Below are 24,447 nucleotides of genomic sequence, written 5' to 3' on the forward strand. Positions count from 1 at the left end.
TTACACCTCCTTCGGTGCAGATCGCCGCGATGTTGACTCGGACCACTGGGGAGGTCCGAGGAACGGGAGGGACGCCGGCGCGTCGTGCAGCGCCGTTCCCAGGGCCAGCAGTACGCCGGCCGATCCGGTCGCCAGGTCCATCGACAGACGGAGCAACTGGTTGCCGGGGTACGCGAGACCGCCTTGGTACGGCATCGCGTGCCAACCGAGCCCGTACACCAGGTCGTCGACCGTTACCTGTTCCTCGCCGAGTGAGGCGGCTGTGAGGAGCAGGCCGGCGCGACCCATGAACAGACCGGGCTGGACGTAGTAGGAGCAATGCGTCACCCGCTGGAGCTCGGCGAGCGTCGCCGTGAGCTCATCGGACGGACGGTGGCGCAGATACCGCTCGAGGACGAGCGCGACACCGGCCGAGCCCTCTTCCAGGTATGGCAGGGTCCGCCAGCCCTGGTCGACCTGCCGCATCCCGTCCGGGGTGAGCGTCGTACGTCGGAGGTCCTGCTTGATGGCGATCTCGGCCAGGTCGAGCAGCCCGGTGTCACCCAGTTGCTCGAACGCCTCCAGGAACAAGAGCGCCGGCCCGGACGACCCGTGCATCAACCCGGCCCGCGCTTGCTGACCGCCGCTGACCTCGGGTACGTCGGTGACGTCCCCGAGCCGGTCAGCGACCAGGTCGAGCACGCGGACCGCCTTCGCCCGAAGGGCCGGCTCGGTGTCGAAGTGCAGGAGGTTGAGGCCGATGCCGGCCAGTCCGGAGTGCAAGCCGAGCTCGCGGGAGCTCCAGTCGTCCGCGAGTGTGCGGTCGACGAGATCCAGTGCGTCCTGGCGGTATCCGAGCTCGTCGAGGACGTGCGCGACACCGTGCAGACCGTCGTACAGTCCGGGACCGGTCTCCGTGCCCACGGCCCGCTTCCGCAGCCATTCGTCGTACTCCGGGAAGCGGTCGGCGCCGGTCTTGGCGAGTGCGTACAGGATGCCCGCGGCGCCGGTGGCGAGGTCGATGCCGCCGCCGTCGCGGAACTGCGCGATGTCGCCGGGGAACAGCCGGTCGGTGCGTCCGGGGGTCGCGCTCGCGACGATGGATCGGGTCAGTGCCTCGCGGACCTCGGGCCAGTCGGCCTCGCCGGGAAGGGCCAGGTCGACCATCTCCGGGTCGTGCGTGGCCTGCGGTCCGACGATGGTCCGGACGGCTTCCTCGACGGTCGCCCTCGGCACCGGGAAAGTCTCGGTGATCATGTCGGCGAGCTGGAATGCCTTGCCAGGATGGAGATTCAGCAGGATCGTTGCCTGCGGTGCATAGACGCCAAGCGCGATACAGGCCAACGCATAGCGGTCGACGTCGACGCCCTGGCGATCGCCGGGAGCTGCGTAGCCGGGATGCGCGAGGGTCGAGCGGGCCTTGTCCTCGGCCCGAGTCGCGACCTCGAAGTCGATCAGCGTGAGCCGGCCGTCGACGTCGAGCAGAACGTTGTCAGGATGCAGGTCGCAGAACACCACGCCGCGCTCGTGCAGCTGCCCGACCGCTTCCGCGACCTTGCCGACCATCTGCGCGGCCCACTCGGCGTACTCCGCCTTGTCAGCCTCGGTCGCATCCGGGTGCGTCAGCGGATAGCGCCGTACCAGCTCCCGTTGCAGCGACACCGAGTCGATGTGCTCCTGCACGAGGAAGTGATGCTCACCGAGCTGGAGGTAGTCATGCAGCTTCGGTACGACGTCCAGGCCGTCGAGCTGCTCGAGGATGTCCTTCTCGTGGGCGATCCGGGCGACCGCATCACGGCCGGCCATGTCCAGACCGGCGTACGGGCGGCCTTCCTTGAGGACGACGCGATCACCGGTCTCGTTGTGGTGGCCGAGGTAAACGCCGCCGCCGTTGGAGAACTGGATGACGCCGTCGATCGTGTACGCGAGGTCGTTGGTCGTGACGGCGTTGCGCGCGTCGAGCTGCGGCCGCAGGAAGTCCGGCAACGTCACCCAGGAGGGCACCGCGAACGTCGGGCCCCGATGGTCCGGGACGAGCCGGCCCTGGTCGTCCTCGAGTGCCAGCACCCGCTCGCCTGTCGGCGACAGACAGAACCTGCTGACGAAGGCGCCGTACCGGACGAAGAGTGGACCCTCGCCGTAGCGCAGATCGCTCAGGATATAGGGGCCTTTGACACCCTGGAGGATGCCGTCGAGCTCCTTGAGGACAAGCTCGAGCTGTGCTTCGTCGGTCGGGTAGATCGTCACGAGCTTGCCACTCGATCCGCGCGGAGCGGCCTTCGAGTTGACCATCACGAGGACGGGCTCGTTGCGGAGGAACTTGAACGCGATGCCGCGCGGGACGCAGTACTCCCAGACGGCCTCGAGCGTCCGTTCGACATCCGCGAGGCGGGCCGACACGTGGATCTTCCAGCCCTGGGCGGGAAGCTTCAGCTCGTTGGGTGCGTAGTGCATCCAGGTCTCCCCGGGCACATGCCGCCACCGGTCCGGGACAGCCCGGCCGGCCAAGGCGAAGTCCGGGTGCTGGGCACCACGATTGGCCGGCGACTCGTAGAACGTCCGGTCCGCAAGGCAGTAGAACTCGTAACTCTCGTGCATGACTGTCCGACCCCCTCTCGTGGTGCCCCGCACATCTTGGACACCCGGACAGGGGTCGGCGTAGTGCACGATGTCATCACTCTGGTGTGAGGAATCCACACACTACGAGTGAGTAACTAAACACTCTTCGTTACCGCACCGCGCGTTCTGAGCGCGAAATCGCCCGTTACAACACGTCAATTCATCCCGGTGCCGTCACAGCCCGTAACCCAAGCCACCCTCACTCGTGCAAGATCCTTCACGCCGCGGGCAGTTCGGCAGCCCAGCGCCAACAGATGTCAACAGCATGCTGGGATGACTGGCCAGCACGTCCGGCCAGCAGGCCTCGCACACAGCCCGCATCGCGCCGCGCTCGTCGCGTGAGAGCGGCCTCCAGGTCCGTCGACATACCTGAGATCATGTCATCGGCCGGCCCAGCGCTGTGCATCCACTCGCTTGAGCTGCCAGACCAGATCGCCCACCGGGCCAGCCATTCGCTCGACCGCAACGATCAGCCCCGGCTTCGTCGTACAGACGTTGAGTCCTGGCCCGAGCGCTCCACTACATGCCACCGGCAACGATCCGCCTGGCGCGACCAGCTTCACCTTGCCGGTACTGCAAGCTGCCTGCACTTGATACGCCCCGGCAGTCAGCGTGGCCTCCTCGTCGGTCGAATTCACACGGTAGCCGGGGCCCCGTCGTTGCCGGGGGACCTTGCACCTTGTTGCAATGAGTCATGCCGGAATCCACAGCCGACGTCGAGGCAAGCCGCCACGCCTGGTTCGGCGTACGCCGCCACCTCGTCGAGCACCGCCATCGCCTCGGCCTTGACGCAGCCGACGAATTCCCCGCAGCCCGTCACGTTGCCGGTACTCCGCTGCTGGCTCCCGAAACCTGGTTGCCGTCGACACCCATCCCGCTGACGTCAATCGCCCTCAAGTTCGATCCCGACGCGACCTTCACCGGCGTCACCGGCCGCGAAACCGCAGCCCGTGAGCAGCTACCCCTCCGCCCCGATGGCACCCACTACGACTCGTACGCCGAAACCATTGCCGACCTGGCCCCACCAGCCGTCTTCGAGGACCGCCCCACCTACCGCCTCATAGCCGCGGACCTGACTGGCCCGGAGCCGTTCCTCCGCCTGGGCCGAGGCACCTACTTCGACAGCATCAACACCGGCGAAGCCTCCGCCCACGAGTTCACCGCCCAACGCCTCAACCCGAACGCCGCGACCCAGCTGCGCACATCCATCGGCGCGCCCTGGAACCCGGCGAACCGCCCCACCAACATCGCGATCAGCACCCTCACCATCCGCCGCGACGTCGATTCCACCTTCTACCTCCATTGGCGAGACCCCGCCAAGGTCGGCCACGCCGGCGGCCTCTACCAGGTGGTCCCCTCCGGCATCTTCCAACCCAGTGCAGCCGCCTCCTGGAACGAGCAGAACGACTTCTCCCTCTGGCACAACCTCACCCGAGAACTGGCCGAAGAACTAGCCGCCCACCCGGAAGACTACGGAAGCGCCACAGCCCCCATCCCCTACGCAGACTGGCCTTTCGCCACCCAGCTGACCGATGCCCTTCAAGCCGGCACAGCCCGAGCCCACTGCGTAGGCCTAGGCGTAGACCCCCTGACCTTCGCCACCGACCTACTGACAGTCCTGTCCCTCGACGCCACCATCTTCGACACCCTCTTCCCCCACCTCCCCACCACCAACCCCGAAGGCCGCCTCCTGACCCCCCAACCCTTCACCCCCGAAACAATCAACACCTTCACCCACACCCACCCCACCCAATCCGCCGGCGCCGCCCTCCTCCAACTAGCCCTCCACCACCAACTCCAGTGACCGCACTTACACCGGGTAGGTGTGGATTTCGGTGGCTTTCAGGGAGGCGTGGAGGGGCTGGCCGGGAGATAGGTGGAGGTCGGCTACTGCGGCGGGGGTGATGTCGGCCAGGAGGGTGGTTGGGCCGGCGGGGGTTGCGGTCAGGCGGACTCGGACAGTGTGGGCGTGTTGTTCGATGCCGGTGACTGTGGCGGGCCAGGTGTTGCGGGGGCTGCCGGACGGGGCCTCTGGGTAGAGGCTCACGGCGGTGGGTGGGAAGGCTACGTGGACTGGACCGCTCGCTGGCTCGGCGAGGGTGATGGTGCCGCCTTCGGACAGCGAGACGGTGTTGCCGGACGCTCTGCCGCGATAGAGGTTGAGGCCTACCAGTTGAGCTACGTAGTCGGTGCGGGGGCGCCGGGCTATCTCGGTGGGGCGGCCTTCCTGGACCACGCGGCCGTGTTCGACGATCACCAGACGATCCGCGAGGACCATGGCGTCGAGAGGGTCGTGGGTGACGAGCAGCGTGTGCCCTGGGAAGCGGTCCAGGTGCTGACCGAGTTCAGCACGCACGTGGAGCGTCGTACTGGCGTCCAACGCGGCCAGTGGCTCGTCAAGCAGTAGCAGCGAAGGGCTGGTGGCCAGTGCGCGGACCAGAGCGACCCGCTGGGCCTGGCCGCCGGACAGCGAGCGTGGTCGACTTCGGGCGTACGACGAGAGACCTACGGTGTCGAGCCATCGAGTCGCCTCGGCGCGGGCTGCGTGTTTGTCGACGCCGCGGGCTCTGAGGCCGAAGGCAACGTTCTCCAGGCAGTTGAGGTGGTCGAACAGCAGGTAGTCCTGAAAGACCACGCCGATCGGCCGGCGGTCCGGCGTACGGAAGGTGCGGGGAGGTTCGTCCCACACCTCCTCGTCCAATGCGATCCGGCCGTCGCCCAGTGGCAGCAGTCCGGAGATCGCACGGAGCGCAGTGGTCTTGCCGGCTCCGTTGGGGCCGAGGAGTGCGACGACCTCGCCCGGTTCGACGGTGAGGTCGAGTGAGAGGTCGAACTCGCCGCGGGCCACGCGAATCTCGGCATGCAGTGTCATCGCAGCCCACTGATCCAGCGCTCACGCAGGGACGCCAGCACGACGACAGAAACGATCAGCAGCACCAGACTCAGTACGACGGCCACGTCCGGGTCGGTCTCCAGAGCTAAATACACGGCCAGTGGCATGGTCGTCGTACGGCCGGGAAAGTTGCCGGCGAAGGTGATGGTGGCGCCGAACTCACCCAGCGCACGAGCCCAGCACAGTACGGCGCCCGCCACGACACCTGGTGCGATAGAAGGCAGAGTGACGCGGCGGAACGTCAGCCACCGACCAGCGCCGAGCGTCGCGGCGGCCTCCTCGTAACGAGGGTCCGCAGCACGCAGTGCACCCTCCACGGAGATGACCAGGAACGGCATGGCCACGAAGGCTTCCGCCACGATCACTCCGGCCGTGGTGAACGGCAGACTGATGCCGAACCAGGCGTCCAGGTGCTGACCGACCAGTCCGCGCCGTCCGAGCACCAGGAGCAGCGCAACACCTCCCACCACTGGCGGCAGGACCAGTGGAACGGTCACCAACGCCCTGATCACCCCGCGGCCGGGTATCGGTGCTCTGGCCAGCAACCACGCCAGTGGGATCCCCAGGACCATGCACATCGCAGTTGCCGCTGTCGCGCAGAGCAAAGACAACCTCAGTGCGTCCCAGACGTCCGTACTGAACAAACGGCTCGGCAGCGTCGACCATGGCGCCTTGGCCAGCAAGCCGACCAGTGGGATGAGCAGGAACGCCAGACCGAGTAACGCAGGCAGCAGGAGCACGAGGGGCAGACGCCCGATCGTGCTCCTGCTACGACGGCTCACGGTGTTGCGAAGCCCGCTGCGGTGAGGACGGCCTTGCCCTTGTCGGACAGGACGTAGTCGACGAACGCCTTGGCGCCGTCAGCGTTCGGGGCCTTGGTCAGCGTGGCGATCGGGTACTTGTTGACCGCCTCGCTCGCCTCGGGGAACTCGATACCCTCCACCTTGCCCTTGGCCGCCTGTACGTCGGTCTTGTAGACCAGCGAGGCATCCACCTCGCCGAGGCTGACCTTGGTCAGCGCGGCCTTCACGTCCTGCTCGAGGCTGTCCGGCTGCGGGGTGCCCCCGGCCGCCTTGAACACCGTTTCCGACGCCGCGCCACACGGCACCTGGGGAGCGCACAGCGCGATCTTCTTGCTCTTGTCTCCGAAGTCCTTCAGACCGGTGATCTTCGCGGGGTTGCCGGGCGGTACCGCGATCTCCAGCGTGTTCGTCACGAACGTCGTCGGGCTGTTCTTGTCGGTGACCTGGTCCATGTTCTTCGGCGCGGCCGAGGCGAAGACGTCAGCCGGTGCACCCTGGTTGATCTGCTGCGCCAGCGCCGAACTGCCGGCGAAGTTGAAGGTGACCTTCACACCCGGGTGAGCCGCCTCGAAGTCCTTGCCGATCTGGGTGAACGACTCGGTGAGCGACGCCGCGGCGAACACATTGACGGTCCCGGACAGGGACGCCGCGGCGCTGGGGCTGTCCGAGGGCGAGGACGCCGCAGGGGTGTCGTCGCCGCAGCCGGCCAGGGTGAGCGCGACGGTGGCGGCAAGCGCGGCGAGCACTGTACGGCGGAACATCAGGCCTCCGGGATTTCTACGACCACATGGGTTGACTTGATCGAGGCGACGGCGACCACACCTGGCTCGAGCCCGAGCTCATCAGCGGCCTCGCGACTCATCAGGGACACGACGCGGAACGGCCCGGCCTGCATCTCGACCTGGGCCATCACGCCGTCTTTGAGCACGCGGGTGACGATCCCCCGCATCCGGTTGCGCGCCGAGGCCGCGGCGGTGGCGCCGGGCTCGGGCGACTCCGCCAGGCTCTGGGCGAAGGCGGCGAGCGCGCCGCCGTCGACGGCCATCCGGCCGCCTTCCTGGACTGACTGCAGCCTGCCCTGATCGATCCAGCGCCGTACTGTGTCGTCGCTGACTCCGAGGAGCGCGGCCGCCTCACTGATCCGCAAGTTCGGCACGGTCGACAGCATACTGCCGCAGATGCGCGTTGTGACGAGGGTTGTCCACAGTCACACGATGGTGACGGAAAGTGCGGGCGAATCCGCATAGGTTAAGAGCATGAGGACAACGGGGTTGCGGGACTATCTGGACGGGCCGCACAAGGCGGCGCGAGACGTCGTGCGCGCTGGGCTGAGCGCGAACGCGGAGCTGCTCGACCTGTCGTTGCGCCTGCCGCGGGACGAGTACCGCGACAAGGTGCTCGACGTGATGCTGGATGTCACGGCCGAGGGTCATCCGGCCCGCGGTTTCCCGAAGGAGTTCGGCGGTGAGGGCGATCTCGGCGGGTTCATCGCCGGGTTCGAGACGCTCGCCTTCGGGGATCTCTCGCTGATGGTGAAAGCAGGGGTGCAGTTCGGCCTGTTCGCCGGCGCGATCCTGCACCTGGGCACCGAGCGTCACCACGAGCGCTACCTCGCGGACGCGCTCAGCGGCCGGCTGCTCGGCTGCTTCGCGATGACCGAGACGGGCCACGGTTCGAACGTGCAGGCGCTTGGTACGACGGCGACGTACGACGCCTCGACCGGGGAGTTCGTCGTGCACACGCCGACCGCGGCCGCGCGGAAGGACTACATCGGGAACGCGGCCCGGCACGGGCGGATGGCCGCGGTGTTCGCGCAGCTCGTTGTCGGCGGCGAGAGCCAGGGTGTGCACTGCCTGCTTGTGCCGATCCGGGATGAGAACGGTACGGCGATGCCCGGGGTGACGCTGTCGGACTGCGGCCCGAAGCTGGGGCTGAACGGGGTCGACAACGGGCGGATCGTGTTCGACCAGGTCCGGGTGCCACGGGAGGCATTGCTGGACCGCTATGCCCAGGTCGATGCTGACGGCAACTACCAGAGCGAGATCGAGAACCCGGACCGCCGGTTCTTCACCATGCTCGGCACGCTGGTGCAGGGGCGCGTCTCGGTCGGTGGCGCGGCGATCAATGCCAGCAAGGTCGCCCTGACCATCGCGATCCGGTACGGCGCTCAGCGGCGGCAATTCGGTGCTCCGGGGAGTGCTGAGGAGGCGTTGCTGCTGGACTACCGGATGCACCAGCGCCGGCTACTGCCGTTGCTCGCGCGGACCTACGCACTGCATTTCGCGCAGGCCGGGTTGGTCGACGAGTTCGTGCGGGTGTTCGGCGACGGCAGCAACGAGCACGACCGGAGAGCTCTGGAAGCGCAGGCGGCCGGGACGAAGGCGGTCGGGACGTGGCATACGACCGAGACGATCCAGATGTGCCGTGAGGCGTGTGGCGGTGCCGGCTACCTGGCGGAGAACCGGCTGGCCACGTTGAAGGCGGACACCGATGTGTTCACCACCTTCGAGGGAGACAACACAGTTCTGCTCCAGTTGGTGGCGAAGGGTCTGCTGACGGACTACCGGGAGTCGTTCGGGAAGCTGGACCCGCTCGGCACGGCCCGGTTCATCGCGGCGCAAGCGATCGAGATCGCGGTCGAGAAGGCTGCGCTGCGACCACTCATCGAGCGGCTGCGGGACGTCGTACCGAATCGGAGTGACGCGAACGATCCGGATGCGGGGTTGCGGGACGACGCGTACCACTCGGGGCTGCTGCGGTTCCGCGAGGAGCACATGCTGTCCGGGGTCGCGCGGCGGCTGAAGGCGGGGATCGATGCCGGGGACGAGCCGTTCGAGGTCTTCAACCGGTGCCAGGATCACATCATCGCGGCAGGGCGGGCGCACGTGGACCGCGTCGTGCTGGAGGCGTTCCATGCGGCGGTCGACGATGCGCCGGAGGAACTCCGCGAGGTGCTGAAGGATGTCTACGACCTGCATGCGCTCGCGACGATCGAGTCGGAGCGTGCCTGGTACCTCGAGCACGGGCGGTTGTCGCCGGGCCGGTCGAAGGCGATCACGGCGCTGGTGAACGAGCTCTGCGCCGCGGTCCGGCCGGTCGCGGTCGAGCTCGTCGACGCGTTCGGCGTACCGGGCTCGGCAGTGGAGGTGCCGATGGTTGTACCGTCGCAGCATGAGTGAGCCGATCGAACCCGCGTCGGCCGCCGAGGCCGCCCGTGAACTCGCCCGGGTGCTGCTGGAGCAGGCCGACGCTCTGGATCTCCACGACCTGCGGGCCACCGGCGCGATCGAGAACGTCCGGGTCCAGGCCCGGGCGCTCGCGGACGCCGTGCACGAGCGGGGCTGGGGCGACATCTTCCTCGGGATCGACTCCTACGACCCCGACGAGCTGGACGACCTGCCGCTCGGGCCGGACGACTTCGACGACCCCGCGGACTACCGGGAGATGGTCGAGGGCGCGGGCCTGGACGACCTCGAAGGACTCGAGGAGCCGCTGCTGCCGGCGGACGGGGTGCGGCTCAGCTACCAGGCACGGTACGACTACGTGGTGACGGATCCGGACGCGTTCGTGGAGTACGTCCGGAGTCGCGCGGACGAGGCGCAGAACGACGAGGTGATCGACGACATCGAGGACGCCCAGTCGGCGTTCGAGCTGCTCTGCTACCTCGACGGCATGGGCTCCAAGGACTACGACTCCGTCGGCCTGATGCCCGCCGGCGGCGAAGAATCCCACAAGATCGTCGACTTCTCCCTCTGGGACCTAGACCCAACCCGCCGCGACGACACCTACCCGTACTAACCCCCCCCCCACCCCGCTCCGGCCCACCCCACCCGTTCATCCACGCGTCCCACCCACCGGGCCGTCGACCCGATCCACCCCACTCGGCCATCCGTGGGGCCCACCCCTGCCCGTCCGTCCACGCGGCTCACCCGGCCCGTCCGTCTAAGCGGCACACTCCACCCGTCCGTCCACGCGGTCCCACTCCATCCGGCCCCCGCACTTCGCACTGGGTGGGTGGTGGGTTGTGTGCCGGCTGGCGGGTTGTTGCGCGTCATCGGTCAAACAACCCGCTAGTCGCGGGACTCCTGTTGGACAGGTGGCGCCCCTGGGCTGCGGTCTCGGGGAGTGCGACGCCCAGCGGTGCGGCGTGGCCGGTGCCCGGGGTCCCGGCCGGTTCTGACCGCGCTGCCCCGGCGGGCTGGTCACCACGTCGTACGCCACTCTGCTGGAAGCAACTGCCGCGGCTTACCCCGCCCGGTCGTCCGCCCGGCCCACTCCGCTCGGCCTCCTCCGCCCATCCGTCCGCGCGGCCCACTCCGCTCGGCCTCCTCCACCCATCCGTCCGCGCGGCCTACTCCACCGGGGCATCCGCGCGGCCACCGCACCCCACCCGGGCCGGCGCCGGCACCTCGCACTAAGTGGGTGGTGGGTTGTGTGGTGGCTGGCGGGTTGTTGCGCGTCATCGGTCAAACAACCCGCCAGTGGCGGGCTGGTGCGCGTCATCGGTGAAACAACCCGCCAGTGGCGGGCTGTGTCGGATCACCGGGCGTTCCTGGGCCGCGGTTTCGGGAGTGCGATGCCTGGCGGTGCGGTCTCAGAGGTGCGGCGGGGTGCTGGCCGGCGCTGTTTGTGCTGCCCGCGGCTGGCGGCGATGCCACGCACTGGCGTGGGACGCGGGTGCGATGCGGTCGCGGGCCGTGTGCGGGTGGTGTGGGACGGGGCGCCGGGTGTGAGGCGTGGGTCGGCCGTGGGTTGCCCGGTCCAGTCCGGTGTGGGGCTGGCGGGGCGTGGGAAAGGTCACATCAGTCGCGTGATCCGGCTGGATGTCTGGCGTCCGGGGTGTTTGGAGGCCTGGGGATCCCAGGGATCGGGTGGCGGGGTTGATGGGCGGGTTGTTGTTGCGGAAGGCAACGGGGGTACGGAAAGTGAGGGATTGTTTACTCACGGTTGCCTTGTTCAAAGGCAATGCAAATGTTTGAACCCGGGGATGGTCTGCGGTTGTGGTGGCGTGACAACGTTCAGTTGTCGGCGACGGACGGGTCGCTGACAAACAGGCTCCAGGTGGTACCGACGTACTCCCGTCCGCGACCGGACTGTACCTCCCCTGCCGGTCACGGAATGAGACGCCGGCCCCGCCCTCCTTCGGGCCGACTGCCCTCTCGGGGCAACAGCAGGACGCCGGCCGTGCCGCAGGCGGTGCCGGTCGCCAGTGAGGTGGCGACCGACACCGGGCATGGCCGGCGTTTCCGTTCCCTGGTTGGTGTCTGGTGCTGCTGGGGACCAGACACCAACCAGGGAACGCCACTGCACGTCAGCCCCGCGGAGCTCTTCCGAGAACGCCCAAGTCCCATGGAGCTCTTCCGAGACTGCGCAAGCCAGTGGAGCCGTTCCGAGAACGCGCAAGGCACGCGGGGTCCTTCCGAGAACGTGCAAGGCACGCGGAGTGCTCCGGGCATGCGCAAGGCCTGCGGAGCGCTTCCGGGAACGTGCGAGGCCCGACGGTTGACCGGCGGCTGTGCTCGCCACGTCGGGGATGCTTGCTCATGAGGTCAGGTGGGTGATGACGGCTAGCACGCGGCGGTGCGTGGTGGGTGTGTCGGCGATCTGCAGTTTCTGGAAGATGCTGCGCATGTGCGTCTCGACGGTCCGTTCGGCGACGACCAGTTGGCTTGCGATCGCGCTGTTGGACCGGCCCTCGGCAACCAGCGCAAGCACCTCGCGTTCTCGCGTCGACAGGGCGGCGAGCGGATCACTCGCACGCGTCGGCGTGATGAGAGCCGCGACGATCGCCGGGTCGAGGGCCGAGCCACCACCGGCGACGCGCTGCATGGCATCGAGGAAATCGGCAACGCGCAGAACGCGATCCTTCAGCAGGTAGCCAAAGGCGCCGGTGCCCACCAGCGGCACAACATGCCGAGTCTCAATGTGCTGCGACAGCATCAGAATCGGCCGACCCGGCGATTCGGAGCGCAGTACTGCGGCCGCCCGCGCGCCGTCGTCGGTCATGGTCGGCGGCATCCGTACGTCGATGATCGTCAGGTCCGGATCAAGCGCGCGCACCACCGTCACCAGTTCGTCGGCGCTCTCCGCCGTACCCAAGATCTCGTGGCCGTTCTCGGTCAGCAGCCGACTCAGACCCTCACGAAACAAGGCGGAATCCTCGCCGATCACGATGCGCACGGGATCTCCACCCTGATCGCGGTCCCGGCACCAGGCGGGCTGTCGACCGTGATCTCTCCGCCCACAGACGCCACCCGGTCCCGCAGTGACATCAACCCGAACCCCTCGACCGCTCCGCCGACCCCGTCGTCTCGTACGACGGCCCGCAGTACCTGCCCGACGACCCCGACCTCGATCGAGATCCGGGTGGCGCGGGCGTGTTTGAGTGCGTTCGCGATCGCCTCGCCGACGGTGAAGTAGACCGCGGTCGCGACGCCCTCGCCGACCTCCAACTCGGGTACGACGAGATCGACCGGCAACGTACTGCCCGCGACGAGCCGGCGGAGCGCGACCGCGAGTCCGTCGTCGAGGCGGCTCGGACGGACGCCGTGCGCGATTCGGCGCAGCTCCGCGACGGTGTCCTCCACGGTGACCACCAGTTCGTCGATCTCCTCGTACGCCGGGACGCCCGGCGCAAGCTGATACTGCAGGGACCGCAGCCGCATCCCGATCGCGATCAGCTGCTGCTGGGCACCGTCGTGCAGGTCGCGTTCGAGCCGGAGGCGTTCGGCGTTGATCTCTTCCATCAGACGGAAGCGGCTGGCGCGGACCTCGGCCAGAGCGTCCTGGAGTTCGAGGCGCAGCCGGCTGACCTCGATCGGCAGCCGGGCCTCGACCACGGCTTCGCGTGCGCGCCGGATCCGGCGGGCGGACATCGTACCGAGGACGAGGGCGCCGACCACGGATTCGCCTGTCTGCAAGGGGATCGCGCCGTCGGGGATGGATACGCCGGCGCCCGGTCGGTGGAGGAGCACGCGCAGCCCGGGGTCGTCGAGGACCTCACGCAGGACGGACTCGACCTGCTCGGGTTCGGCCGAACCGTCGCGGACCTGGCGGACGAAGTCGCGGATCCGGGTCAGTGCCACGGTGCGGTCGGGGTCGACCAAGCGCCCAACGGCACGGTGGATCCACTGGTGCAACGGGAGTAGAACGAGGGCGGTCACGAAGGCGGCGGTGGTGACGCCGACCCGGTCGGGGAAGAAGTTGCCTGCAGCAAGGATAATCGCGGCGAACACAGCAGCAGACATGATCGCGGTGACGAGCCAGCTAAGGGTGGTGCCGAGCAGGCGGTCGATGTCGAACAGGTCGTGGCGCAGGATCGCGACGGTGATCGCGGCCGGGACCAGGACCAGCATCGCGATCAGGAAGAACATGTAGGCAATCGAGCCGGGGGCGCCTAGCGCGATCGCGAGCCAACTCGCAGCCAGGAGAACCGGAACGCTGACAGCCGCGGTCATCAGCCATCGGAGGCGAAGGCGGGTGAGGTCGTCGCCGCGCAGGTAGCGGACGACGAGGCTGGAGGCGGCGGCGAGGAGTACGCCGACGAAGCCGGCGAAGACGATGATCACCCAGCCGGCCTCGACCGGCCGCGGGAGGTCGAGGCGGGACCTGCCGGTGGTGTCGTCGAAGGCCGAGACGGTGAGGTTGACGAGGGCGCAGGAGACCGGGATCGCGATCCAGATCAGCCGCCACCGGCGGCCAGGTAGAACGCCGTCCGGGAAGAGCAGAACAAGCGTGGCGAACCCGAGAAACAACCACGGCCAGGCCCCGGCCGCCACAACCTCCACACCTTGGGCGCCCGGCCAGGCGCCGGCGGCGTCCGCGGTCGCTCCCCAGTCTTCGAGGAGGAACACGATGGCCGGCAGGGTCGCGGTGAGGCAGAGGGCGGGGCCGATAGGGGTTTGCGGAGCTCGCGTGGTGACCAGCCAGCCCAGGAGGAGGCAGGGGAGCAGCAGAGCCGTGGTGGTGGGCGCTTCCAACGGACCACCGACGGACCAAGCGCCGTACGCGAGGACGAAGCGCAGCACGGTGGCCGCGACGAAGGCGACCGTCGCGGTGGTGACCAGGGTGATCGGCCGGGACACATCCTCATGATGACCGCGACGCGGCGCGAAAGCACCAGTGCCAGCACGTAGTGGCCAGCGGCGACCAACGTCCGGCGACAGCACGGATGCCGGCCCACCCCGCCGAGCGCGAAGGTGAACGCGTCAAACACCAAGCCAGGAGGGGATTCCCATGATTGCCATCGTCACGATCTTGTTCGCGTTCCCACTCGGATTCTTCCTGCGGAACCGGCTCGCCGCGTACGTCGCCTACATCGCGATCTTCGCGTACTCGTTCACCTACCAGACGCTGTACCTGCTGCGCGCCTGGGTCGGCGACAGTACCCAGGCGTTCCCAGCCGATCCCGAGACGCTGCCGCTCGGCTACCTCGCCGTCACCGGCGGGATCTACCTGGTCGGATTCCTGCTCGTCACCAGCGGGCACCACGTCGGCAGCAAGCGGCGGTCGAGGTCCACAGCCGTCGACCTCGACCCCGCCCACTAGACCTCAGGCAAGCTCGACCAGACCTCAGGCAAGCTCGACCAGACCTCAGGCGAGTTCGAGCGAAGGCCGCTCAGGCACCTGGCCGTACGTCGTCGTACGCTGCCGGGCCGGGCGGCCGGCGGCGGTCGCCATCGCCGTCAGTTCCGCGATCGACTTCCGCGACCCGTGCTTGGAGCCGGCCATTCGGCTGATGGTCTCCTCCATCAGCGTGCCGCCGATGTCGTTGACGCCACCGTTCAGCACCGCGACGCACCCGTCCACGCCGAGCTTGACCCACGAGCATTGGATGTTGTCGATCCGGCCGTGCAGCATGATCCGCGACATCGCGTGCACCGCGCGGTTCTCGTCGTACGTCGGACCCGGCCGGGCCACACCGGCCAGGTAGATCGGCGAGTTCTGGTGGATGAACGGCAGCAGCACGAACTCCGTGAAGCCGCCGGTCTGATCCTGCACAGCGGCGATCGTGCGCAGGTGCTGGACCCAGTGGTGCGGCGCGTCGACGTGGCCGTACATCATCGTCGAACTCGACGGCAGCCCGACCTTGTGGGCCGTGGTGATGACCTCGATCCACGATGCCGTGGGCAACTTTCCCTTGGTGAGGATCCAGCGGACATCGTCGTCCAGGATCTCTGCCGCGGTGCCGGGGATGCTGTCCAGCCCGGCCTCCTTGACCGAGATCAGGAAGTCCTCGATCGACAAGCCGGTGCGGACCGAGCCGTTCACGATCTCCATCGGCGAGTACGCATGCACGTGCATCTCCGGCACCCGGTCCTTCACCGCGCGGACCAGGTCTGCGTACGCCGTACCCGGCAGGTCGGGGTGGATACCGCCCTGCATGCAGACCTCGGTCGCGCCGATCACCCAGGCTTCCTCCGCGCGCTGGCCGACCTCGTCCATCGACAGCGAGTAGGCGTCCGCGTCGGTGCGCCGCTGGGCGAACGCGCAGAACCGGCAACCGGTGTAGCAGACGTTGGTGAAGTTGATGTTCCGGTTCACGACGTACGTCACGTCGTCGCCGACCGTTGCCTTGCGCAACTCATCGGCCAGTGATGCCAATGCATCGAGGGCGGGACCGGTGGCTGTGATCAAGGTCAGCGCTTGGGCGTCGGAGAGCCCGGCCGGGTTGCGTTCGGCGGCGGCCAGTGCTTCCTTGACGTCACCCTCGATGCGTTCTGGTGCCGATCGCCCCGCGACCTGCTCGCGCAGTACGTCCCAGTCGCCGTACGCCGCGTCGAAGTCCGAACGGGTCTCGGTACGACGTCCCTCGGTGTCGATCGCGGTGTGGAGATCGGTGCGCCCGACGCTGTCCCAGCCGCCATCGGGCTCCTGCCAGGGTAGGCCGACCGGCATTGCGGACTCATCCGCGAGCCCGGTCGCCGGATCGACCAACGCCTCGACATGCGAGATCAGGCGCGGGTCGAGCCAAGGCTCACGCAGGTACTCCGGGTGCGTGGTCAGCCGCTCGCGCAAGGTGAAACCGGCGTCCGCGGTGACCTTCGCCAGGTCGTCGATCTGCGGCCACGGCCGCTCCGGGTTCACGTGATCCGGGGTCAGCGGCGAGACCCCACCGAAGTCGTCGACGCCCGCGTCCAGCAGCGCCCGGCACTCGGCCAGGTCGACCAGGTTCGGCGGGGCCTGTACGCGGACCCGCGGCCCGAGCACGACCCGCGTCACCGCGATCGCGGCCAGCCATTCGTCCAGCGGTACGTCGTCGTCGTTGCGCATCGCCGTGTCGGGCTTCACCCGGAAGCCCTGGATGATGACTTCCTGGATCCCGTTGTACTGCCGGGCGATCTTGCGCAGCGCGAAGATCGAGTCCGCCCGCTCCTCGAGCGTCTCGCCGATGCCGATCAGCAGGCCGGTGGTGAACGGCACGTTGGACCGGCCGGCGTCCTCCAGTACCCGCAGCCGGATCGCCGGGTCCTTGTCCGGCGAGCCGAAATGCGGCTGGCCCTTCTCCTCGAACAGCCGCCGCGACGTGGTCTCGAGCATCATGCCCATGCTCGGCGCGACCGGCTTCAGCCGCTGCAAGTCCTGCCACTTCATTACGCCGGGGTTGAGGTGCGGCAGGAGCCCGGTCTCCTCCAGCACCCGGATCGCCATCGCCCGCACGTAGTCGAGCGTGCTGTCGTACCCGGCCTCCTCCAGCCAGGTCCGGGCGGCGTCCCAGCGCTCCTCCGGTGCGTCGCCGAGGGTGAACAGCGCCTCCTTGCACCCGAGTGCCGCACCCTGCCGCGCGATCTCCAGCACCTCGTCCGGTGAGAGGTACGGCGCGTGCACCCGGCCCGGCGTGGTCGCGAACGTGCAGTAGTGACACCGGTCGCGGCACAGCCGGGTGAGCGGGATGAAGACCTTCTTCGAGTACGTGATGATCCCGGAGCGGTCGGCATCGGCCAGTCCCTGGTCACGGACCCGCGCCGCGGTCGCCATCAAGGCGGTCAATGCGTCACCCGAGGCCGCCAGCAGCACTTCGGCTTCGGCCGGGTCGAGGGTCTTGCCGTCGTCCGCGCGCTTGAGTGCGCGGCGCATCGCCGTACTGAGTTCAGTGGTTGTCACGTCATCCGAGCCTAGGCGCCGACAACGGCCGAATCGTACGATTCCGGGGACCAAAAACAATCCGTACAGACGTCCTGATAGTTTGACGTTCGTGCAGGTCAACCGGGGTGTCGACGGCCGCCGGATGCGCGGTGAGCAGCGTCGGAGCGAGTTGCTCCGGGCCACCATCGGCGTGATCGAGCGCGACGGAGTCGCAGGTGTGAGCCATCGTGCGGTGGCTTCGGCGGCCGACGTGTCGGTCGCGTCGATCACCTACCACTTCGCGACCCTGGACGATCTGCTGATCGCCGCACTGAGCTGGGCCGCCGACGATCTCGCCGTCGAGTTGCACGGGCGGGGAAGTGAACTCGGCGCGCAGCCGGCCGACGAGTTGGCCCGACTGATCGAGGACAGCCTGATCCGGCGCCGGGAACGGACGCTCGCGCTGTACGAGCTCTACCTGTACGCCGCCCGCCGCCCGGAGCTCAGGTCCGCGGCGGGGGCGTGGCTGGAACCGCTGACCGAGATCGCACGCGCGTTCACCGCCGATCCGCAGAAGGCCCGGCTGTTGGTGGCCGCACTGGACGGGCTGCTGATGCAGGCCCTGATCGGCGCCCGGGACGTCAACCGTGCCGACTTCGCCGCCCTGCTCGAGGTGCTGAGGTAGCTAGCGGCGTACGGCGGCGCGGCAGATGGTGAACATGCCGATGTGGTGGAACGGCCGGATCAGGTTGTAGTAGAACCGGCCGCCCGGCCGCAGGTACTTCACCAGCGTGACGGCCTTGAACTCGCTCTCGGGCTTGGCGTTGTCAGTGATGAAGGCCAGGTAGCCGATCAGGTGGTTGTCGGAGATCTTCAGCAGCAGGTAATGGTCCTCCTCGCCGCGTTCCACGGTGAAGAAGCCGTCGAGCTCGCCCGGTGTGAAGCTCACGGTCTCCGGTCGCACCTTGCGCGTCGTCGGAGCGACGGTCTCCAGACCCAGCGCGAGAGCCACGGGGACCCGCGCGGCGAACAGTCCCTTGACCCACCAGGGGCTGTAGCCCAGTGCGCCCGCGACGAACTCGCGCAGTGACACCGATCCGCGGATGGTCTTCACATCGATCTCGTCGACGGTGGGCAGCAGGTCGTCCAGCTCCGGCAGGTCCGTGCGGGTGGGCATGGCAGCTCCTCTAGTCGAGCAAGGTCTCGCCGGTGGCGAGCCGCAAGGTCAACAGGTAGATGTCGCGCAGGTCGTTGTTGTCGATCGGCGGCAGCACCTGCTCGGCGCCGATGAGGATCAGGTAGAGCAGTTCCGCGAAGCGGTCCGCGTCCACGCCCGTCGTGAATCCGCGGCAGAGTCCCTTGAGGTACTCCGTCCGTGCGCGGTCCACCCGCTCCTGCGCGGCCCGCACTTCGGGGTCCTGCAGGGCCCAGGCCCGGACGGCGATCTCCAGGCTCGCGTTGTCCTGGTTGGACAGCACGAGCCGTAAGAGATGCTGCAGCTTCATCAACGGCTCCGCGTCGGGCTCACGCTCGACGGTGTCGATCAGCCGGGTGGTGAACCGCGCTTCGAAGTACTCCAGCAACGCCGTCCGATACCCGGCGGCGCCCTTGAAGTGGTGGTAGTACGAGCCCTTGGTGACACCGAGTTCGCCGGTGAGCCGCTCGATCGTCACGGCCGGCGCACCCTCGTCCGCCAGCAGTTCGAGCCCGGCCTCCAGCCACTCCGTCCGCGTCACCATGCGAGGACCATACCATACCGTTTGGTATGGTCAGCTCAGCTTCACCATATCCCCCGCCGTACCGCGGCCGACCGGTACGACGATCGGCGCACGATCCGGGAGCTCGATCGAGGTGAGCCGCAGGCTGCCTTCACGGACGTGCAGGGTGTCCTCGGCCAGATCCAGCGTGCCGAAGGCGTCACCGGTCGACCAGAAGTGCCGGGATCCCGCGACCTGTGGCGCGAACCGCATCACTCCGGTCCGCCCGTCGTAGTCGAATCCAGTCAGCGCGATCACTGCACCCCAGCTCGCCATCGCCCGCGCGTAGTGGTGACCACACTCCGCCTCGTCGAAGGGGTTCCGCCGCTCGCCGTCGTACCGGGCCCGGATGTCGGCGATCACCTTCAGCCCTTCGTCGACCAGGCCCTCCGAGATGAGGCCGACGGCGAGGATGTGCTCGAACCCGGTCATCACCTCGGAGAAGTACGGGAAGGGACGCTCGGGCCGGTTGCCCCGCGGGTAGCTGCACATCAGTACGGCGGACTCGTCGCCCAGCACGTAGCTGCGCATGTGGTTGAAGTGCCCGAAGAACCCGGATCGGCCGTTGTGCTTCAGGATGCTGCGCAACGTCGTCGCCACTCGGTCAGGGTCGTGCAGCGAGCCGAGTTGCGTCAGCCGGGCGAGGTGCTGACCCACCAGTTGGTCGACCAGGCAGCCGTCACCGAGTTGCAGCACTGGGTTCGTGGGGTCGGCCGCGCCCATCCGCTCGCGCAGTCCTGGCGCGACGTCGTCCGCGGATGCCGGCGGGCGGATCTCGTGCCGGTAGTACTCGCCGTTGAAGAGGTGCTCGTCCATCCAAGCGCTGCCGTAGTCGAACATCCGCCGGCAGTCGTCCGCGAGATCCCCGACACCGAGGTACGTCGCCATCTCCTCACAGGCGCGCAACGCCGCCAGGTACCACGACTGCATCTGCGGATTGGGACCGTAGTACTCGACGTCCATCGTGTTGTGCTGGCAGCCCTCCATCACGCCGTCGCGGTCGGCATCCCAGCCGCCGGGGATCCAGCAGAACTCGAGCGCCCGTCGAGCGGCCGGCCACAAGGAGCGCAGCATCTCGTCGTCACCGCTGAGTCGCCAATCGCGATACAGCTTCACCAGGGATCCGAGCTGCCCGTCGGCCGCGGCGAGCTGCCAGTCCTGCGCATTCGTTGCCAACGGCAACCCGACCCGGAAGCTCATCAGCCCTTGATCGTTGGTCGCATGGCCGAACTCGACCTCACGCAGACAGCGAGCGATCTCGCCGAACAGGAACGGCGTCGCCTGCTCGTAGTTCCAGACATGCGTGCAACTGCCGAAGCAACTGCCCTCGTGGTCCGAACACCCTTCCCAGCCGAAGAAGCGCCCGTCCGGCGTCCGGAAGACGGTCTGCGTCCGCAAGGTGCTCAGGTTGAACAGCGCCGCTTCTTTGACCTGGTCCGGCAGGTCGCTGCCGAGGAAGTCCTCGACGAAGGCGACCGTACGTCGTTCCAACTCGCTGAGTTGCGGTGCGAACCGGCAGATCGCAGTCCAGGCGTCGTCGACCAGCGTTGTGTAGTGGTTGCCGACGATGTCCGGCTTCTCCCACGCGCGCCGGTTCGGGAAGTGCCAGCCGAGCAGGAAGGTGAAGCGCTCGGTCGCGCCGGCCTCGATCGTACGGCGGTCGGCCACCGAGGCGATCGGTGTCGCGGACTCGCTGGCGCGTTCGTCGAGCCGGCCGTCCGCACTGAAGTCGTCCCAGAAGTCGAGTAGGCTGTCGCCCCACGTGCGGTCGGCCCAGCCGGTCCGGCGACTCAGGTCCTGACTGTCGATCACGCCGAGGGCGATGGAGCCGTACTGCTCCGCAGCCGGATCGACACCGCGGCTGCGCAGGAGCACGCCGTCCATGCGAAGGTCGGACGGGCCGGTCTCGCCGGTCGCCGTCGTGTTGTAGTTGTCCGAGGCAACATCGGTGCTGCCGTCGCGGCCGATGAAGTTCTGCAGCGATCCCGCCAGTGACACGGTCAACGGCTGATCGCTCCGATTCGTCACGACGAAACGCAGTACGGCGACCGGCCACGAACTGGCCTCGACGTCGGTGGGGACGAACGGGTTGAACGCCTCCAGATCCACCTCGACCGGTACGTCGTCATCGCGGAGCTGGAGCCGCCCGAAAGGGTACGCCGTACCGAAGGTGGCCTCACGGAAGCGGGGGAGGCTGTGGCTCTGGGCGGCGCTGCCGTGGGCGCCTTCGTACTCGGTCAGGTCCAGCGGGCCTTCGGCGGCACGTGTCGTCACGGTGCCGTCCGGGGACTCGGTGCGGATCGCGAAGAACGCCGTACCCGGGTGGAAGCCCTTGGCCGGGCGGTTCACGATCTCCCAGTCGCGGAGATTGCCGCGGCCGCCGAGACTGACCGTCCCGGTGCCGATGCCGCCCAGCGGCACGGCGATCCGGCGGAGCCGGCGGCCGGAGTAGGTGCGGAGGAGGGGCCAGTCCGTGGTCGTCATGTCCACCGACACTAATCGCCACGACCCGCCAGGGAAATCGATTCCCGGCGGGTCGGGGTGGACCACTTGGTGCCTAGGCGTCGGCCGCGGTGAGCGCCTCGGCTTCGACTTCGGAGTGGTTGAGGGGCGCGCGCAGGTGGGCCAGCGGCTTCCAGCCGGTGGCCAGGACGCCGACCGCGAGCACGACGGCGAAGGCGCCGACGTAGAACGGGAGCTGGATGTTGACCTCCTCGCCGAGCTTCCCGGCCAGCCACGGAGCGACCGCGCCGCCGGAGAACCGGACGAACGAGTACGCCGCCGACGCGGTGGCGCGCTCGACCGGAGCAGCCGCCATCACGGCCTCTGTGATCAGCGTGTTGTTCACGCCAAGGAACAGTCCGGCGGCGATGACGCCGATCGCCAGCACCGGCTTGTGGTGCGCGTAGACGCCCATCAGCGCGAGGTCGGCGCCGAACAGCAGCAGCGACACCATCACCACCGGCAGTGTGCCGAACAAGCGCTGCAGCCGTGGCGCGACGAACACCGAGGTGAACGCCAGGCAGACGCCCCAGCCGAAGAAGATCAGGCCGATCTGCCGCGCCGACATCGCCAGCGGGAACGGCGTGAACGCGAGCAGGGTGAAGAAGCCGAAGTTGTAGAGCAGGGCAGTGAATCCCACGGTCGCGAGCGACCGATGCCGCAACGCCTTCAGCGGCTCGAGGATCGACGTACGCCGTGCCTCCGGCGGCGTGGCCGGGAGCAGGAAGGCCGTTGCGGCCAGGGCGATCGTCATCAGTACGGCGACGCCGAAGAACGGACCGCGCCACGAGATCGTGCCGAGCTCACCGCCGACCAGCGGGCCGGCCGCGATGCCGACACCCAGGGCAGCCTCGTAGAGGATGATCGCCTCGCCGACCGAACCGGCGGCCGAGTTCACGATCGTGGCCAGCGCGGTCGCGATGAACAATGCGTTGCCCAGGCCCCATCCGGCCCGGAACGCGACGATCGCGCCGATGGAGTTGGACATTCCGGCCAGCGCGCTGAACACGACGATGACGGCCAGACCGATGAGCAGGGTGCGCTTGGCGCCGATCCGGCTGGAGACCGCGCCGGTGATCAGCATCGCGACACCGATGACCGCCATGTAGCTGGTGAACAGCAGCGACACCTGGGACGGGCTCGCGTGCAGTTGCTCGGCGATCGGCTTCAGGATCGGGTCCACCAGGCCGATGCCCATGAACGCGATCACACAGGCGAAGGCGACCGCCCAGACGGATTTGGGTTGCTTCAGGAACGAGTTGCTCACCGGGGCGTGTCCTCCAGAACATCTTCGAGAGTGAGGATCTTGTGCATCACGGTGATCGCGGCTTCGAGGGTGTCGAGGTCGGCCTTGGGCAGCCGGCGGAGCCGGGCGGCGACAGCGGCGCCGGCCTCCTGGCGGGCGCGCCGGAGCTCGACCAGGCCGGCGTCGGTGAGACTGATCAGGCTGGCGCGCGAGTCCGCGGGGTCTGCCTCGCGGCGGACCCAGCCCTGCTCCTCCTGACGCTGGACCAGGTTCGACATGGTCGGCTGGGAGCACCGGTCGGCCTTGGCGAGCTCACTGATCCGGGTCGGGCCGAGTTCGTCGAGACGCCCGAGCAGTCGCATCGCCGCATGCGGCAGCGCGCTCACTTCCCGGGTAGCCATCCGCGTCAACCGCGCTGACGTGACGACGACGCCCACACCAAGCTGATTCAGGTCTCTGGCGATCACCCTGACAAATATACATAGGAAAGCTATGCATCTCTACGCGGGTCTGTCGTGAACCCCGTCACTCACAGCTGTTGGGCGATCGCTCTGGCTGCTTCGGTCGGGCCGTCGATGGCTGCGTAGAGCTTTTGGATTCGTTCGGCGGATTCGCGGTGGGTGGGATTGGCGAGCACTTGGGTGGTCAGGTCGGCGAGGCTGTGGATGGTGCCGGCGACGAGGATGCGGGCGTCGAGCCGGCTGAGGTCGGCGACTGCCTGACGGACCTGGTCGGGCGGGGTCGACGTCATCGCGAGGTAGATCGTCGGGCCCGGACGGTCGAGGAACGTGTGGACCTCGGGTGGGATCGGGAGGTTCGGCTGGGCGAAGAGTGGGCCGACGGTCCGCAGTTGCGAGCCCGGCCGGTAGCCCTTGCCGGGTGTCCAAGCGGCAACCTCCGCGGCGGAGACCCCAAGAACTTCGGGGATCTCGGGGACCAGCGAGAGGTCACCGAGGAGGAGCGCGGCCAGGCTGGGGATGCCTTCTACGCCGAGCTCTTCGGCGACCCGGTCGAAGCCGCTGCAGTAGCCCGGGAAGCGGTTCGGCGTTCGGTTGATGAGGAACCGGGCCAGCCAGTCCGGTGCATGCTTCAGGCGCGGGTCGACCGGGTGGGTCGGTGCCGGCAGCAACCGATGCTCGAACATCGGCGGCACGAAGCTGCCGGCATGTTCGGTGATCACCTGTACGCCGGCCAGTCGTGAGGACAGCAAGGTGGTCAGGGTGAATCCCGTGACCGCGATGGTGATCCCGTGCGCGCGGAAGTACTCCGCCTCGGCCGCGACGTACGTCCGGATCTCGTCATCGTCGTACATGCTCTGCCGGGGATCGCCGAGGCCGACGGCCGAACCGACGAACGCGGCCGCGCGGGCGGGTGACAGTCCCGGGCCGAGGACGTCGTACGCGATGCCGGCCTCGGCCAGCAGGCGCTCGTGCGGTCCACCGTGCGTCGCGACGCGGACCTCGAGGCCGAGCTCGGTGAGAGCGCGGTGCAGGTCGAGCATCCGGGAGGTCTCGGACAGGTAGGCGCAGTGCGGCAGTAGACAGATCACGGTTGCCCCCTAAGGTCGTGATAGGTAATATATTG

The 24,447-nt window shown here is 68.2% G+C and carries 20 protein-coding genes; 5 read left to right on the forward strand and 15 right to left on the reverse strand.

Features of this window, described 5'->3' with window-relative positions:
• Together lanKC and E0H75_RS07890 are read right to left on the reverse strand one after the other, a co-directional pair.
• Positions 1–2,577, reverse strand: a complete 2,577-nt coding sequence (lanKC, locus tag E0H75_RS07885; RefSeq protein ID WP_131512514.1) for a class III lanthionine synthetase LanKC — start codon at positions 2,575–2,577, stop codon at positions 1–3.
• 401 nt (positions 2,578–2,978) lie between these two features.
• Complete coding sequence (locus E0H75_RS07890; RefSeq protein ID WP_131512515.1) at positions 2,979–3,236, reverse strand: hypothetical protein; 258 nt, start codon at positions 3,234–3,236, stop codon at positions 2,979–2,981.
• Between the two features lie 56 nt (positions 3,237–3,292).
• Between E0H75_RS07890 and E0H75_RS07895 the strand changes: the two genes are divergently transcribed.
• A complete protein-coding gene (locus E0H75_RS07895) occupies positions 3,293–4,402 on the forward strand; it encodes a transcriptional regulator (protein WP_131512516.1) in 1,110 nt (369 codons plus the stop codon).
• A 6-nt stretch (positions 4,403–4,408) separates the two neighbouring features.
• Here the strand turns inward: E0H75_RS07895 and E0H75_RS07900 are convergent, their stop codons facing one another.
• Genes E0H75_RS07900 through E0H75_RS07915 form a run of 4 tightly spaced genes read right to left on the reverse strand, consistent with a single transcriptional unit; the run spans position 4,409 to position 7,450 of the window.
• A complete protein-coding gene (locus E0H75_RS07900; protein ID WP_131512517.1) occupies positions 4,409–5,470 on the reverse strand; it encodes an ABC transporter ATP-binding protein in 1,062 nt (353 codons plus the stop codon).
• Positions 5,467–6,231 (reverse strand): molybdate ABC transporter permease subunit, encoded by a 765-nt coding sequence (modB, locus tag E0H75_RS07905; protein ID WP_238162886.1) that lies wholly within the window; start codon positions 6,229–6,231, stop codon positions 5,467–5,469. The genes E0H75_RS07900 and modB overlap by 4 nt, the downstream gene beginning before the upstream one ends.
• A gap of 38 nt (positions 6,232–6,269) precedes the next feature.
• Complete coding sequence (gene modA / locus E0H75_RS07910; protein WP_131512519.1) at positions 6,270–7,055, reverse strand: molybdate ABC transporter substrate-binding protein; 786 nt, start codon at positions 7,053–7,055, stop codon at positions 6,270–6,272.
• On the reverse strand, positions 7,055–7,450 hold the full coding sequence (locus E0H75_RS07915) for a TOBE domain-containing protein (RefSeq protein WP_131359917.1): 396 nt from the start codon (positions 7,448–7,450) through the stop codon (positions 7,055–7,057). Before E0H75_RS07915 ends, modA begins: the two co-directional genes overlap by 1 nt.
• Positions 7,451–7,550: 100 nt before the next feature.
• Here E0H75_RS07915 and E0H75_RS07920 point away from each other — a divergent pair, with 100 nt between their 5' ends.
• Positions 7,551–9,473: an acyl-CoA dehydrogenase family protein gene (locus tag E0H75_RS07920; protein WP_131512520.1), complete on the forward strand. Its 1,923-nt coding sequence runs from the start codon at positions 7,551–7,553 to the stop codon at positions 9,471–9,473.
• Positions 9,466–10,092 carry a hypothetical protein gene (locus E0H75_RS07925; RefSeq protein ID WP_131512521.1) on the forward strand — a complete coding sequence of 209 codons (627 nt, stop codon included), beginning with the start codon at positions 9,466–9,468 and terminating at the stop codon, positions 10,090–10,092. The genes E0H75_RS07920 and E0H75_RS07925 overlap by 8 nt, the downstream gene beginning before the upstream one ends.
• A 1,743-nt stretch (positions 10,093–11,835) precedes the next feature.
• Here E0H75_RS07925 and E0H75_RS07930 read toward each other — a convergent pair.
• Positions 11,836–12,474 (reverse strand): response regulator, encoded by a 639-nt coding sequence (locus E0H75_RS07930; protein ID WP_131512522.1) that lies wholly within the window; start codon positions 12,472–12,474, stop codon positions 11,836–11,838.
• Entirely contained in the window at positions 12,462–14,378 is a 1,917-nt protein-coding gene (locus tag E0H75_RS07935) for a sensor histidine kinase (protein WP_131512523.1), read from the reverse strand. Before E0H75_RS07935 ends, E0H75_RS07930 begins: the two co-directional genes overlap by 13 nt.
• Before the next feature lie 151 nt (positions 14,379–14,529).
• Between E0H75_RS07935 and E0H75_RS07940 the strand changes: the two genes are divergently transcribed.
• Positions 14,530–14,841 carry a hypothetical protein gene (locus E0H75_RS07940; RefSeq protein WP_131512524.1) on the forward strand — a complete coding sequence of 104 codons (312 nt, stop codon included), beginning with the start codon at positions 14,530–14,532 and terminating at the stop codon, positions 14,839–14,841.
• Between the two features lie 45 nt (positions 14,842–14,886).
• Here the strand turns inward: E0H75_RS07940 and E0H75_RS07945 are convergent, their stop codons facing one another.
• Positions 14,887–17,397, reverse strand: coding sequence for a bifunctional FO biosynthesis protein CofGH (locus E0H75_RS07945; RefSeq protein WP_272948886.1), 2,511 nt, complete (start codon positions 17,395–17,397; stop codon positions 14,887–14,889).
• A gap of 91 nt (positions 17,398–17,488) precedes the next feature.
• Between E0H75_RS07945 and E0H75_RS07950 the strand changes: the two genes are divergently transcribed.
• Positions 17,489–18,043 carry a TetR/AcrR family transcriptional regulator gene (locus tag E0H75_RS07950; RefSeq protein WP_238162887.1) on the forward strand — a complete coding sequence of 185 codons (555 nt, stop codon included), beginning with the start codon at positions 17,489–17,491 and terminating at the stop codon, positions 18,041–18,043.
• On the opposite strand, the gene E0H75_RS07955 is transcribed toward E0H75_RS07950, so the two are convergent.
• From E0H75_RS07955 to E0H75_RS07980, 6 genes are all read right to left on the reverse strand, one after another.
• The gene (locus E0H75_RS07955; protein ID WP_131512525.1) at positions 18,044–18,535 is read right to left on the reverse strand and encodes a DUF2867 domain-containing protein; all 492 of its coding nucleotides are present in this window, start codon (positions 18,533–18,535) and stop codon (positions 18,044–18,046) included.
• Positions 18,536–18,545: 10 nt separating this feature from the next.
• Positions 18,546–19,097, reverse strand: coding sequence for a TetR/AcrR family transcriptional regulator (locus E0H75_RS07960; RefSeq protein WP_131512526.1), 552 nt, complete (start codon positions 19,095–19,097; stop codon positions 18,546–18,548).
• A gap of 30 nt (positions 19,098–19,127) precedes the next feature.
• Positions 19,128–21,599: a GH116 family glycosyl-hydrolase gene (locus E0H75_RS07965; protein ID WP_131512527.1), complete on the reverse strand. Its 2,472-nt coding sequence runs from the start codon at positions 21,597–21,599 to the stop codon at positions 19,128–19,130.
• Positions 21,600–21,672: 73 nt separating this feature from the next.
• The gene (locus E0H75_RS07970; RefSeq protein WP_238162888.1) at positions 21,673–22,884 is read right to left on the reverse strand and encodes an MFS transporter; all 1,212 of its coding nucleotides are present in this window, start codon (positions 22,882–22,884) and stop codon (positions 21,673–21,675) included.
• The gene (locus E0H75_RS07975) at positions 22,881–23,330 is read right to left on the reverse strand and encodes a MarR family winged helix-turn-helix transcriptional regulator (protein WP_131512528.1); all 450 of its coding nucleotides are present in this window, start codon (positions 23,328–23,330) and stop codon (positions 22,881–22,883) included. Before E0H75_RS07975 ends, E0H75_RS07970 begins: the two co-directional genes overlap by 4 nt.
• Positions 23,331–23,392: 62 nt before the next feature.
• A complete protein-coding gene (locus tag E0H75_RS07980) occupies positions 23,393–24,412 on the reverse strand; it encodes a glycosyltransferase family protein (RefSeq protein ID WP_131512529.1) in 1,020 nt (339 codons plus the stop codon).
• Between the last annotated feature and the right edge of the window lie 35 nt (positions 24,413–24,447).

This window comes from Kribbella capetownensis (assembly GCF_004331485.1).
Classification (GTDB): Bacteria; Actinomycetota; Actinomycetes; order Propionibacteriales; family Kribbellaceae; genus Kribbella; species Kribbella capetownensis.

Coding starts and splice junctions, on each gene's coding strand:
- lanKC (WP_131512514.1), bottom strand. CDS start 2,577: ATGCACGAGAGTTACGAGTTCTACTGCCTTGCGGACCGGACGTTCTAC.
- E0H75_RS07895 (WP_131512516.1), top strand. CDS start 3,293: ATGCCGGAATCCACAGCCGACGTCGAGGCAAGCCGCCACGCCTGGTTC.
- E0H75_RS07900 (WP_131512517.1), bottom strand. CDS start 5,470: ATGACACTGCATGCCGAGATTCGCGTGGCCCGCGGCGAGTTCGACCTC.
- modA (WP_131512519.1), bottom strand. CDS start 7,055: ATGTTCCGCCGTACAGTGCTCGCCGCGCTTGCCGCCACCGTCGCGCTC.
- E0H75_RS07920 (WP_131512520.1), top strand. CDS start 7,551: ATGAGGACAACGGGGTTGCGGGACTATCTGGACGGGCCGCACAAGGCG.
- E0H75_RS07925 (WP_131512521.1), top strand. CDS start 9,466: ATGAGTGAGCCGATCGAACCCGCGTCGGCCGCCGAGGCCGCCCGTGAA.
- E0H75_RS07940 (WP_131512524.1), top strand. CDS start 14,530: ATGATTGCCATCGTCACGATCTTGTTCGCGTTCCCACTCGGATTCTTC.
- E0H75_RS07955 (WP_131512525.1), bottom strand. CDS start 18,535: ATGCCCACCCGCACGGACCTGCCGGAGCTGGACGACCTGCTGCCCACC.
- E0H75_RS07960 (WP_131512526.1), bottom strand. CDS start 19,097: ATGGTGACGCGGACGGAGTGGCTGGAGGCCGGGCTCGAACTGCTGGCG.
- E0H75_RS07965 (WP_131512527.1), bottom strand. CDS start 21,599: ATGACGACCACGGACTGGCCCCTCCTCCGCACCTACTCCGGCCGCCGG.